Consider the following 12,723-nt stretch of genomic DNA (forward strand, 5'->3'; position numbering starts at 1 on the left):
CAGAAACTCATTCGACTATTCAAGAATATTAAGGAAAGCGTATGAAAGCCAAAACTCTAGGAATTTTAGCCGCCATAACCATTGCTGGGATTGTTCTAGCCATTTTCATGAATCAAAAGCCAGCCTCTCAGTTTCCACAGAGTGGTGAGCTGTTGTTCCCGGATTTATTGCCGGTTGTCAATGACGTGAACGAAATAGTTGTGGAGACCAAGGATCAGACCGTGACGCTGGTGCGTGGGGAGAATATCTGGCAGGTTAAGGAGAAGGCAGGGTATCGCGCAGATGTGGAGAAGGTAAAACAGACTCTCATCGGGTTGGCGGAGTTGCGGATATTGGAACCCAAAACGAAAAATCCTGAGTTATACGATCGACTGGGGTTACGGGACAAAGAGGAAGAAGGTTCACTATCGACAACTGTGACACTAAAAACCCAGAATAATCCCGAGGCGGCCTTGGTGATTCTGGGGAATCAACGTCCTGCCAAGGGAAATCCACGGATGAGTGAAATCTATGCGCGAAAACCGGGAGATCCCCAAACCTGGTTAACAATAGGGAATTTGCCGTTGGAAAAAGTGGGGGGAGAGTGGCTCGATAAGGAAATAACGGCGCTGACGACTAAGCGCGTGCATCGGGTGACGGTCATGCATCACGGCGGGGAAACTCTTCTTGTCTCAAAAGATAAGCCTGAGGATCTGGATTTTCAACTGGATTCGATCCCTGCAGGTTCCAAAGTGGCTTCCCAGTTTAATGTGAATAACGTGGTGGGGACTCTCGTGCAGCTCTCATTAGAAGATGTGAAAGAAACGCAAGAGGTGAATTTTCAGGACCAATCTGGGGTGACGGCTGTTTTGGAAACCTTTGACGGGCTCAGGCTTTATGTTCAAACGGCCAAACAGGAAGATAAAGTTTTTGGAAAATTTTCTGCGGAATATGATCAAAAACTGGTTCAACCTGTGAATGCGACCACTTCCACAGAAAATGGGGAAACGGTTCCAGCGCAGGATTCTGCTCAAGACGAAAAGGCCCCTGAATCTCCAGAAACGAAGAAAACAGCAGATATACAAGTAGAGCCATCCTCCAAAGAAGACTCAATATTAAAAAAACCGGAAGAGGTTCAGCGAGAAGTTGAGGCGTTCAATCAGCGTGTGGGAGGCTGGGCATACGAATTGCCAGTGTTCCGGGTCGAGAACTTTTCAAAAGCCAAGAAAGATCTTCTTGAAACAATTCCCTAAGCTAAAGGCTTCGGTTCTGGATAGAGTCAAGAGGGTTGCCATTGTGTTTGGGAATTTTTCTAAGGGCTCGCCGACTTATCCGAATTTTTTAAGGGAGGAGTCAAGACGTCCAGTAATTCCTGATAAACCTGAGTCAGGCGGGAATCCTCAAGCCGGTAGGCAAACGACAACAGAATCAAGCCTCCTGCCAGCACTAATAAGCCCAATGCGGTCATCCCGACCACCCAAAAGACTCCCCCGACTGTGCTTATCCCTCCATCAAGAATAAACAGAACGACAAATGTGAGAGTGCCTCCAATGACAAAGAGTAACCATAGGAGGGTGAGAATTGCTGATGACCAGGGAATACGCTTGGACAAATGCAACAGGAGTTGGGTGCCATCTGAACTGACATCGATTGTCCCCTTTAATGGCCATGCGGAGCGAAACCGCAGGGAAAAGAGTTGATAGTATGGGCGGATCACGATGACCTGTCGGTCTGCGATCCAGCGGGCAATTCCGTGAGGCAAGGCAAGGGCGCCAGTTTGAAAGACAGTGGAAATCGAGGAAACAGATTGAGAGTCCAGGGCGTTCTTCCTGTGAGCCAAAGGACAGCCATATTGGCAGGCCCAACTTTTCAAGGTGGTAAATTGATACCAATCGCCAATGATAAGACCAAGAAACAGCAAGATGGCAATAATTCCGGCAAATGTCATAGGACGGTGAAGATACCATAGTGTCTTCTTCTGCTACACTCCTGTTTTTTCATTGACTTCTCAGCCGCCCCTCCTCTACTATCGACTCGCGGGGTGGAGCAGCCTGGTAGCTCGTTGGGCTCATAACCCAAAGGTCGAGGGTTCAAATCCCTCCCCCGCAACCACCTCGATTCCCCATCAAAGAACTCTCGTAGTTCCATTATGTTCTCCTACAGATTATCCTCTTTGAAACCAAAAAATGTGTTACCCATGAGTCGGAGGACCGTGACTTTTCTTGTCCGATAAATACCCATTTATAGAGGATAGTTGCTTATTTCTCTTGGGTTTACGTTCTGGCAACCGATAAAGATTTGGTGGGGGTGAAAAGCAACCCCATTGAGGACTGGTCGTTAGGTAGATGAATATTGGGTTCCCTCAATTGTTGACATCAATTTGCGCAGGGAAAAGAATTGACCATCAACGCCCCTTTCATTTTGGCTCGGTTAACCCTGCCATTCCTGAATCTTCAGGGTATTTGCCCCATTTTCGCACTTAAGTGTCTGTGAGGTGCTTTCCCGGAGACAGGTTCGTTTGTCAGGGCAAATAGGCTTAATGGATGAACGAAATTTTTCGAAATGACAAAGAGCAGAAAGTCAGTGATTCGTTGAGATCTTCCTCGGAAATAACTATTTCTATTGTTGTCCCTGTGTACAACGGGGGTGAGGCCTTTCGTCGATGCCTGATAAGCCTGGCTGCTTTACAGCCGCCTCCAATGGAAATAATCGTTGTTGCCGATGGTGAATCCGATGGATCCTGGCAAGTGGCGAAACAATTTGGTGCTCAGGTCATTCGACTTCCTATTACTTCAGGAGGACCGGCATACCCCCGAAACATTGGGGCACTTCAGGCCAAAGGCGAATACCTCTTCTTTGTCGATGCCGATGTGTGTGTGCATCCCGATACCCTGGGACGGGTGGCAGAAACGTTTCACAATAATCCCGACCTCACTGCGTTGATCGGGTCGTACGATGACACTCCTGGCGAACCAAATTTCTTGTCCCAATACAAAAATCTCTTTCACCACTACGTCCATCAAAAAGCCCAAAGGGAGGCTTCGACGTTTTGGGGTGCTTGCGGGGCCATCCGCCGTGATATTTTCCTGGAAATAGGCGGGTTTGATGAAACGTATCGTCGTCCTTCTATTGAAGACATTGAATTGGGCTATCGATTGAAAAAGACCGGTCACCAGATTCAGTTGTGTAAAGATATCCATGTGAAACATTTGAAACGATGGGATATCTGTTCCATGCTCAAAGCAGATTTTTTTTACCGCGCAATCCCTTGGACAGAATTAATTCTTCGGGATCGCAGGTTCACCAATGACTTAAATATCCGGCATTCCGAGCGCCTTTGTGTCGTGTTGACGTATGGGCTCGTGGGAGCCTTGCTGGGAGCGATCTGGTGGGGTCCATTGCTGGCGGTGGCGGCCTTGATCATGGTTTCGCTGGTGATCATTAATGCACCCCTCTATCGATTCTTTCAGAAAAAACGTGGGTACCGGTTTGCCCTGCAGAGTATTCCCTGGCATTGGCTGTATTATTTGTATAGTGGTTTGGCGTTTGCCATAGGCCTGGCACGCCATGTTTTGTATGGGGGAAACCGGAAGGAGTCGACAATGCCGGCTCTTGTCCCTGAATCCTTCGATATCAATAGAACGTCAGGGAGGCAGTAGTGGCATCTCATCCTGTAGTGGTAATTGGCGCCGGTCCTGCAGGCCTTACGGCGGCCTATGAACTTGGGAAAAACAGCTCTTCCTCTCTTATCCTTGAGGCCGGGAAACAGGTCGGAGGCATATCACAAACGGTCAACTATCGAGACTTTCGTTTTGATATCGGTGGACACCGATTTTTTTCGAAAATGCCGATGGTGACAGAGTTGTGGAATGAAATTCTCGGTGACAATTTTCTCCTTCGACCTCGTATAAGCCGAATCCATTACAACCAACATTTTTTCGACTATCCGCTTAAGGCCACTAATGCCTTGGCCGGACTGGGGGTCGTGGAGGCTCTTCTGGTCTGTTTCAGTTATGCCAAGGTGAAGGTGTTTCCTAATGGACAGGAGGAAAATTTTGAGCAATGGGTGATTAATCGTTTTGGATATCGCCTGTACCAGATATTCTTTAAAACCTACACGGAAAAAGTCTGGGGGATTTCCTGTACTGAGATATCAGCCGATTGGGCCGCGCAACGAATCAAAAATCTCTCGTTGAAAGAAGCGGTTCGAAATGCCCTATTTGGTCAAAGGGGTGGGAAGAAGGGTGAAATCGTGACCTCGCTCATTGAGCAGTTTCATTATCCTCGCTTAGGTCCGGGAATGATGTGGGAACGGTGCGAGGAATTGGTGGCTGGTTTTGGATCTCAGACATTAAAAGGCATGAAAGTCGAGCGTATCAGACATCGCCATGGGCGTGTAGATTGTGTTTCCGCACGAGCCTCATCAGGGGAGCATTTGGAATTTGAAGGCAGCGATTTTGTGTCCACCATGCCTTTGCGCGAGTTAATCGAGGCCATGGATCCTCAACCCCCCGAGAAGGTTGTAGAGGCCGCGCTTGGCCTGCGGTATCGGGATTATTTAACCGTGGTCCTGGTGGTTAACCGCGAAGACGTATTCCCTGATAACTGGATCTATATCCATTCACCTGAAGTTAAAATGGGACGAATACAGAATTATAAAAATTGGAGCCCGTATATGGTGCCGGATCCCTCACGAACTTCGCTGGGCCTTGAGTATTTCCTCTGGGACAAAGACGATGAGTGGACATGGTCGAACGAGCGGTTGATTGAATTCGGCACACGGGAATGCGCCCAACTCGGGCTCATTAATCCTCGCGAAGTTGAAGACGGGACCGTGGTTCGTATGGAAAAAGCCTATCCGGTATACGATCATCACTATCAGGATTACGTCCAGACGATTCGACAATATCTGGAAACATTTTCAAATCTTCAGACCATTGGACGAAATGGTCTGCATCGCTATAACAATCAGGATCATTCCATGGTGACGGGGGTGTATGCCGCGAGAAATATCATGGGTGAATCCCAGCATGATGTATGGGCGGTGAATACCGAAAAAGCCTACCATGAGGAAAACCGTACGACTCCCGGCAATGGCGGCGATCGAATGGTGCCTGTGCGGGTTCAAGTGAGCGGAGATGAACTCCCCAAAGAAAATGAGGAAGAGTTAATCGAGATCGTGTTTGCCAAGCTGGATCCCGTCGCAATGGGTGTGGCTGTCGGTACCATCAGTGGTCTCCTCATCTTGATTGGGACGGTGATTTTAGTCCTCAAAGGAGGACCGGTAGTGGGGCCCAACTTGTCTCTGCTTGGGAATTTCCTATTTGGTTTTCAAGTGACGTGGGGTGGTTCACTGATAGGTTTCCTAGAGGGAGGAGTCGGGGGATTTGCCATAGGATACTCAGGAGCCTCACTCCGAAACTGGAGCATGAAGGCCTATGCGAAATTTATCCGATGGCGGGAGGAAGTGAATCGTCGTCGCAATCTTCTAGATTAGCTATTACCAAGAGGCAGGGTCCTGGAGGGAAAATATGGGAACGGATTCCAAGGGTGATGAAGAACTTAGCCGGGTTGTGGCCAAAATTCAGGGAGGGGTGTTGGCAGTGGTTTGTGGCCTGATGGGTGGATTAGGCCTTTTTATTATGACGGTTTGGCTTCTTCTCGAAGGGGGGCCAAAGGTTGGCTCCCATCTTCAGTTACTTTCCAACTTTTTCATCGGGTATTCAGTCACGTGGAAAGGGAGTCTGGTAGGGCTTTTTTACGGGGCCCTGACCGGTGGGGTTCTAGGTTGGGCCGTTGGTTTCATTTATAACAAGGTAGTGGGGATCCGGGGAGGATAAGTCTGACTTCAATTAATAATGCCAGGGGTATGGTGGACATCCCACAAAGGTGCAGGAGAAATCAATGAAAGTTCTGATCACCGGAGCGGCGGGTTTTGTCGGAAGTTATCTCGCAGAGAGTTTGTTGAGAGATGGCCATGCCGTGCGGGGATTTGTTCGTCCAACCAAGGACACCTCTGTTTTGGAACGACTTGGAGTGGAAGTTGCGAGGGGTGACCTTGTCGATCCCACCTCGGTTGAACGGGCCCTGCAGGGATGTAATCAGGTCTACCATTTAGCCGCTCTGACTTCCAGACAAAAACCTTCCCGAAAAGAAGCGATGGAAGTGAATTGTGAGGGAACCAGGCACGTGGTGCGTGCAGCTTTGAAAGCCGGAGTCTCCAGAATGGTGTACTCGAGCACCGCAGGCGTGTATGGAATGATCTCCAAGGCTCCGGTGGATGAAGCGAGTCCGGTCAACCCGGACTCTCCCTATCAGGAAGCAAAGGTAGCAGGAGAGGCACTCGTCCTCACCGCCCATAGAGACCACCAGTTTCCCGTGGTTATTGCCCGATTTCCTGGACTGCTGGGGAGAGGGTCGATGAGCTGGGTTCCGTTATTTCAGGCGATCGGCACCGGCAAGTTTCGCATCATCGGATCCGGTCGCAATCATACCCATACGGGCCACGTTTTAGATATTGTGGATGGCCTCCGCCGTTGCGGCGAGGCACCCAATATTGAAGGACAATGCTATTTGCTGGCGGGAAAATCCGCAACCAGGATAGATGAATTTGTGGAATTAATTGCCAAAGAACTGAGGGTCTCTACTTCATCCATGCGACTTCCCGACTTCCCGTATCGGGTGTTCCATGGGTTGAGTTGTCTTTCATATCGATTGTTCGGGGGCACACTTCCGCGTGCCAATGATTATGAATTGTTTATCTCAGACAAGGTCCTGTCACTTGAAAAAGCTAAACGGGAATTGGGGTTTGAACCGAAAATCCCGATCGAACAGGGTATCCGTGAGACCCTACAGTGGTATCGGGAACAGGGCCTCATCTAAACACGCATCTAACAAGTGAGGTCGAGTTTGGATGCGTATTTTGTTGCTGAATGATTATGGGATACCCATGGGAGGGGCCGAGGTCCTTTCATTTGCCCTTCGCGACGAATTACGAAGGCGAGGGCATGATGCACGGTTGATGACAACAACGGCTGAAGAAGTGGGAGCGAAAGGCTGCGGGGAGGAATACGAAGCTGACTATCAATGTTTTGGGACCACCTCCCGATATCGCACTCTGCTTCAAACGGCCAATGTGTGGGCCTACCGAGCGCTCCGACAGGTGTTGCGAGAATTTCGGCCGGATGTCGTGCATGTCAGGATGTTTCTGACTCAACTGTCTCCATTGATTCTGCCGCTCCTGGAATTGGTACCAAGTCTCTGTCACGTCGTCTGGTACCGGCCGGTATGTCCGGTAGGAACCAAGACTTTGCCAAATGGGCAACCTTGTCGGGTGTCGTCGGGCGTCCCATGCTATCAGAACCAATGTTTGCCGTTGCGAGACTGGCTGCCCTTGATGATTCAGATGTGCCTTTGGCGGCGATGGAGAGGGGTGTTTGGACGCATCATTGCCAACAGTGAAACCACTAAGGCGGCCTTGGTGGCCGAGGGAATACAACCCGTCGAAGTTATTTGGAATGGTGTCCCGGTGCAAGGACCGAAGGCTGCCCTTGCCAGAGATCCCACAGTGGTCTACGCCGGTCGTCTGACCAGGGAAAAGGGGGTCGATATCCTTCTTCGTGCTTTTCAATCTGTACTCAACCAGATTCCCAATGCCAAACTCCTTATTGCAGGAAGCGGTAGGGAGGAGGAAGCTTTGACAACCCTCGTTCAAGGGCTTGGACTTGGAAATGCGGTATCCATGCCTGGTCATTTAACAAGGAACGAATTGGAAACACGTGCGAGAGAAGCCTGGGTGCAAGTGGTCCCATCCCGGTGGGCTGAGCCATTTGGGCTGGTAGCTGCTGAAGCCATGATGCGGGGAACGGCGGTGGTGGCAAGCGCCACCGGAGGACTGGCGGAGATTGTGGAGCAGGGATGCACGGGTTTTTTGATTCCCCCTGATAATTCAGAAGCCTTGGCCGAAAAATTATTGGTTCTGTTACAGAACCGAAGGCTGGCGGAAACGATGGGAGAGACAGCACAGCGCGTGGCGATGTCTCGATTTAGCTTAGCTCGTCAGGTTGATGAATTGGTCGGGATCTATGAACAATTGGTTGCCAGGCCTTCGAGGGTTATTCCTTTGTAAATCCCATGATTCACCGAATGGAGATGAAGTGACTCAGAAACAGTTAAATAAACCGGTTGTCTCAGTGATTGTGGAAGGCTACAACGAGACCCGTGATCTCGGCAAAGCCATTAACACCTTGGAGGCCTTACGGGAACAGGACTTTCCCATCGATCAGGTCGAGGTAATTCTTATGGGGAATCCCTCACAGGTGAAGGAATGGAAGGAACGGTACGTCTCTGGCACGCCCTTCTGGGGATTACAGGCAGTGGAGGCTGAAGGGTTAACCTATTTACAACTGAAGAATCGAGGCGCACAATTTGCCTCCTCGGACATTTTGGCTTTTACGGATTCAGACGTCTATCCTCACAGGAGTTGGCTCTCATCGCTTGTGGAGGGGATTCATGGCGGGGGTGATGTGTCGATTGGTTTGAGTGTGTTCAAAAGCATGGACAGCTGGAAATGGAATCGTGCTACTCGATTGGCAGCGGCCTCAATCACATGGGGGTGGGTTGTAGGAAAAGAAATCGATCCTTCTCGAAACCTTCCTAGGCCTGTGGGGTTCATGGATCACAATTTCGGAGTCCGCGCCGAGACATTCCACCAACATCAGTACAATTCCGAGTTCGGCAGACTCTGCGGCGCCCCGCTTCTTGCAAGGTCGTTTCTAGATACAGGGAAAAACCTTGTCCTTCAACCTGGACAACGTGTGACGCACTATTTTGCCTGGGGGTATTGGCTGAAGTGCCTTCATTTCCGTTACGGATACGAAGTCTACATGCTGCGACGTTTGGACAAAAAATACCCCAATCAATGGATCGCTAAAATGAGAATTCTCGAACCAGTGATGACGATGATGTGGCACATGGCGTTGGATTTCCCGCGATGGTTCAGAGTCAGTCGGTTGCTTGGTGTTCATCCCCTTCGACAGGTGCTTATCCTTCCGGTTCTGTTTGGAGCGTCCTGTCTCGCCCATACCGCTGAAATGTTGGGGATGTATTCGACCATGATCTCTCCCGAAGCAATGCGAAAATGGGCAGAGTCGGTGTAGACAGACAAAGAAAAGGATAAAAGTGAAAGACAGAAGAGGGAAACAACCAGTTCGTGCCTTTCATAAAAGACAGACATCTTTTGAGGTAAAGGCGGATGTGGCTCCTCGTCAAAAAAGAGTGTGATGCCGGCCGATGAACTCACCTCCCCCATTTTTTTCCATTGTCATCCCGACCTATAACCGACCCAAACAGCTTGCCTTGTGCCTACACTCCATAAACGGGCTCACGTATCCTCGTGAGCGCTTCGAGGTGATTGTTGTTGACGATGGAAGCCACACCTCATTGGATTCCATCGTGAAATCATTTTCAGGACCTTTGGCCATCAAACTCATTTCGCAACCTAATTCAGGTCCCGGCGTAGCCCGCAACCGGGGAGCCGCCGATGCCCAAGGCGATTTTCTGGCCTTCACAGATGATGATTGCTCACCATCCTCAAGCTGGCTACATGCTCTTGCCGATGCCTTTCGTGATACGCCGGATTGCGGGGTTGGGGGAAGGACCGTCAATAAACTCACCGACAATCTCTATTCGGCTACTAGTCAGCTACTTCTTGATTACTTGTATGAGTATTTCAATCAAGACTTGAAGGGGACAAAGTTTTTTGCTTCCAACAACCTGGCCTTTCCTCGAAAGAGGTTTTTGGAAAGCGGCGGCTTTGATGCCCAATACCGTCAGGCTGCCGCGGAAGATCGTGAGCTATGCGACCGATGGATCTCACAGGGTCGACGCTTGCGGTACCTACCAGAGGCCTTGGTGTCCCATGCTCATTCACTTGGCTTAGGTACCATTTGGCAACAGCATTTCAACTATGGACGAGGAGCGTTTTTCTTTCACCGAATGAGAGCCGCACGTGGTGGAGGGCCGGTCAGAGTCGAACCACTCTCGTTCTATCTGAACATGTTCAGGTATCCGTTCACATACATCTCCTTAAAGCGTGCCATGCCCATTTCCTTTCTGTTGTTGATTACACAAGTGGCAAATGCAAGCGGATATTTTTGGGAAATGGTCAGGAATCGAACGGGGTAGTAAATCATTTTGGTCCAAATTTATGAGAGGGAAAATGTAGAGATGACCATAGTGGGAAGTCAACAAGATGGAATTCAAGACGAGTGTCGCCCATGGCAATTTTTTGCTTTGGTCGTCGTGGATTCACGGCCAGTTTTACAACGGCCGCCTATTTGCCGGAGCCAGAGTTCGGCAGAAGCCCGATTGCATGCGGCATCCACGCAGCAATTTCGAATAGAGCGATTACCTCTCTGTTTAGAGCCTTAGTAGGCGGGCAGGATCTAAACGGTCAAGTCTCGCATTGTTTGGATGGGGGGTTAGATTGTGATTCCTGAGGAGACGAGCTACTGGGAGTCCATTGCGGACGAATGGAAAAAGACACGCCCGGATCGGCTCTGGAGAAAACATAGTGATGTGGTTAATCAATCCCTTCTCCTCCGTTGGCTTCCCGAACAGCCAGCCCCTCGGTTGCTAAAGACTGATACGTTTGACGAGGCGGTGGGAGAGGGCCTCGTTCAATTCCTGCAATCACGCGTTCACACCGTTGTTGGAATGGACCTGTCATTCCAGAACGTGCAATTGACCTGTCGTGGGGATGTGAGAATTCCTGGAACCTGTGCGGATGTCCGCAATCTCCCTTTTGGGAACGAGTTGTTCGATGTGGTGGTGTCGAATTCGACTCTGGACCATTTTCAAACCTCAGATGAGATCATCGTGAGTCTGCGGGAATTGCACCGGGTCCTTCGCAAGGACGGTCAGCTAATTTTGACATTGGATAATCCTGCCAATCCGATTATTGCGGCCCGTAACGTTCTTCCGTTCAAACTATTAAACCGGTTGGGTATCCTTCCTTACTATGTTGGTGCCACCTGCGGTCCCTGGCGGCTACAGAAATGGCTGCGGGAAATTGGCTTCGACGTGATGGATGTCACAGCGGTGCTCCATTGCCCCCGGATTTTTGCCGTGCTCGCTGCCAAAATCTTGTGCTCCTTCGCCAACAATTCAGTACAGCAACGGTTTTTGCGATGGATACAGGTATTCGAAAACATGTCGCGCTGGCCTACGCGGTATCTGACCGGGCATTTTATTGCTGTAAGAGCTGAAAAAAGATAGAGCCAGCACACGGTGGGCCTAGGAAAATGAAAGATTGTTTCAATAGGATGCTTGGAAGTTGCGAAGTCTGGGCGAATGTAGCTGGGCAGCCGGGTATGCTTATGGCCCACACATTTTGTTAAATCCAAAAGGATATCAGAAAAGACACGCAGCACTGGATGGAATGATGTTGTTGAACGGATGGAAAACTGTTCGATTGATTCGCCAAGCCCTGGCTTCCAGTCGCTGGAGGTTTGAGGATCTACGGCAACTACAAGAGGAGCAACTTCGGAACCTCCTCATGCATGCTTATCAAAACGTTCCGCTCTATCGAGGGCTTTACAAGGACGCAGGGTACCACCCTGATGAATTCCGTTCGTTGGATGATATAGACAAAATCCCTATCCTTCAAAAGGATCGTCTCAAGCAGGCAAGTCCGGAAGAAGTAGTTGTACAGGGGATTGATCCACACCGATGTGGAGTTGTTGAAACGAGCGGTTCGACAGGAACTCCGTTGCGTATTTTTCTTGGAGCCTTGGATCAGCAGTGGCAGCGTGTGGTTGCCTGGCGCATTCTTTTCGAACATGGTTTCCGCTGGACTGACCGAACGCTTGAAATTCGCATGACTTTTGGTCGGCAGTTTTTCGTCCAACGTCTTGGTATCGCTCCTAAAGAGTGGTGCTCGATTCTGGACACACCAGAGTTCTGGGCACAACGTATAGTTGAGACGCGGCCGGACGTGATCGTTGCCGGGGCGGGTACGCTGCATGCCTTGGCGGACACTGTCAAAACGCTGGGGCTCAATCTGCCCTCGCCCCGACTCATCGTCTCCGATAGTGAAACCCTCTCGCCGGCCACTCGCCAACTGGTTCGGGGTGCGCTCGGAAGGGATCCTGTCGATGTGTACGGGTTGGTTGAGCTTTCGAATTTCGCGTGGGAGTGCGAGCGTCGTTCTGGATTTCACGTAAGCGCTGATAGCCACATTGTGGAGGTTCCTGCGGATTCAGGGGAGCCTGGCCCAATAATTACCACAGCACTAGGCATGTGGACCATGCCGATGATTCGCTATGAAACAGGAGATCTGGCTGAGGTTGAGACCACACTATGTCCTTGTGGGCGCACTCTTCCTCTTCTCAGACAAATCTATGGACGCAGGGTAGATTCAGTCGCTTTGCAAGACGGAAGACGAATCTTCTGGCCATTTTTTCACGAGGTCCTGGGGCGCTATGACGAGTTACGCCAGTGGAGAATTTTGCAAGAGGAGATAAACGAAGTCCACCTCCAACTCGTTGTGACCAATTCCGCTCAAGGTCTTCTTCCGAGGATAAAATCGGATCTTCAAGCGGTCTTGCCCGGCGAAATCCATTTGCGCGTTGAGCAAGTCGAAGCGATCACATTAGCCCCGGGAGAGAAGACCAGGATGATCATCTCGAAGGTCGGGACTGCAATTGAGCCGCATCCTGTCTCCGGAAGAGAAGGGCTCTAGAT

General features: G+C 50.2%; 11 protein-coding genes and 1 tRNA gene. 11 read left to right on the forward strand and 1 reads right to left on the reverse strand.

Annotation, left to right across the window (positions count from 1 at the left end):
* Nucleotides 1-41: 41 nt before the first annotated feature.
* Nucleotides 42-1,232, forward strand: coding sequence for a DUF4340 domain-containing protein (locus ACTRXD_RS09470; RefSeq protein WP_442431564.1), 1,191 nt, complete (start codon nt 42-44; stop codon nt 1,230-1,232).
* Between the two features lie 59 nt (nt 1,233-1,291).
* Here ACTRXD_RS09470 and ACTRXD_RS09475 read toward each other — a convergent pair whose 3' ends face one another.
* Nucleotides 1,292-1,927: a hypothetical protein gene (locus ACTRXD_RS09475; protein WP_442431565.1), complete on the reverse strand. Its 636-nt coding sequence runs from the start codon at nt 1,925-1,927 to the stop codon at nt 1,292-1,294.
* 87 nt (nt 1,928-2,014) lie between these two features.
* On the opposite strand from ACTRXD_RS09475, the gene ACTRXD_RS09480 reads away from it, so the two are divergent.
* The 10 genes from ACTRXD_RS09480 (at nt 2,015) to ACTRXD_RS09525 (ending at nt 12,721) form a co-directional block, all read left to right on the forward strand.
* Nucleotides 2,015-2,091: transfer RNA gene (locus tag ACTRXD_RS09480), tRNA-Met, on the forward strand.
* A gap of 431 nt (nt 2,092-2,522) precedes the next feature.
* A complete protein-coding gene (locus ACTRXD_RS09485; RefSeq protein ID WP_442431566.1) occupies nt 2,523-3,638 on the forward strand; it encodes a glycosyltransferase in 1,116 nt (371 codons plus the stop codon).
* On the forward strand, nt 3,638-5,476 hold the full coding sequence (locus ACTRXD_RS09490) for an NAD(P)/FAD-dependent oxidoreductase (protein WP_442431567.1): 1,839 nt from the start codon (nt 3,638-3,640) through the stop codon (nt 5,474-5,476). Before ACTRXD_RS09485 ends, ACTRXD_RS09490 begins: the two co-directional genes overlap by 1 nt.
* A 34-nt stretch (nt 5,477-5,510) precedes the next feature.
* Nucleotides 5,511-5,819: a hypothetical protein gene (locus tag ACTRXD_RS09495; RefSeq protein ID WP_442431568.1), complete on the forward strand. Its 309-nt coding sequence runs from the start codon at nt 5,511-5,513 to the stop codon at nt 5,817-5,819.
* 64 nt (nt 5,820-5,883) lie between these two features.
* A complete protein-coding gene (locus ACTRXD_RS09500) occupies nt 5,884-6,861 on the forward strand; it encodes an NAD-dependent epimerase/dehydratase family protein (protein WP_442431569.1) in 978 nt (325 codons plus the stop codon).
* Nucleotides 6,862-6,892: 31 nt separating this feature from the next.
* A complete protein-coding gene (locus tag ACTRXD_RS09505) occupies nt 6,893-8,107 on the forward strand; it encodes a glycosyltransferase family 4 protein (protein ID WP_442431570.1) in 1,215 nt (404 codons plus the stop codon).
* 28 nt (nt 8,108-8,135) lie between these two features.
* Complete coding sequence (locus tag ACTRXD_RS09510) at nt 8,136-9,137, forward strand: glycosyltransferase family 2 protein (protein ID WP_442431571.1); 1,002 nt, start codon at nt 8,136-8,138, stop codon at nt 9,135-9,137.
* 133 nt (nt 9,138-9,270) lie between these two features.
* On the forward strand, nt 9,271-10,164 hold the full coding sequence (locus ACTRXD_RS09515) for a glycosyltransferase (RefSeq protein ID WP_442431572.1): 894 nt from the start codon (nt 9,271-9,273) through the stop codon (nt 10,162-10,164).
* 303 nt (nt 10,165-10,467) lie between these two features.
* Nucleotides 10,468-11,256, forward strand: a complete 789-nt coding sequence (locus ACTRXD_RS09520) for a methyltransferase domain-containing protein (RefSeq protein WP_442431573.1) — start codon at nt 10,468-10,470, stop codon at nt 11,254-11,256.
* A 172-nt stretch (nt 11,257-11,428) separates the two neighbouring features.
* Nucleotides 11,429-12,721 (forward strand): phenylacetate--CoA ligase family protein, encoded by a 1,293-nt coding sequence (locus ACTRXD_RS09525; protein ID WP_442431574.1) that lies wholly within the window; start codon nt 11,429-11,431, stop codon nt 12,719-12,721.
* Nucleotides 12,722-12,723 lie beyond the last annotated feature (2 nt).

This window comes from Nitrospira sp. T9 (assembly GCF_052156535.1).
Taxonomy (GTDB): Bacteria; Nitrospirota; Nitrospiria; order Nitrospirales; family UBA8639; genus Nitrospira_E.

Coding starts and splice junctions, on each gene's coding strand:
- ACTRXD_RS09515 (WP_442431572.1), top strand. CDS start 9,271: ATGAACTCACCTCCCCCATTTTTTTCCATTGTCATCCCGACCTATAAC.
- ACTRXD_RS09485 (WP_442431566.1), top strand. CDS start 2,523: ATGAACGAAATTTTTCGAAATGACAAAGAGCAGAAAGTCAGTGATTCG.
- ACTRXD_RS09470 (WP_442431564.1), top strand. CDS start 42: ATGAAAGCCAAAACTCTAGGAATTTTAGCCGCCATAACCATTGCTGGG.
- ACTRXD_RS09505 (WP_442431570.1), top strand. CDS start 6,893: ATGCGTATTTTGTTGCTGAATGATTATGGGATACCCATGGGAGGGGCC.
- ACTRXD_RS09495 (WP_442431568.1), top strand. CDS start 5,511: ATGGGAACGGATTCCAAGGGTGATGAAGAACTTAGCCGGGTTGTGGCC.
- ACTRXD_RS09500 (WP_442431569.1), top strand. CDS start 5,884: ATGAAAGTTCTGATCACCGGAGCGGCGGGTTTTGTCGGAAGTTATCTC.
- ACTRXD_RS09475 (WP_442431565.1), bottom strand. CDS start 1,927: ATGACATTTGCCGGAATTATTGCCATCTTGCTGTTTCTTGGTCTTATC.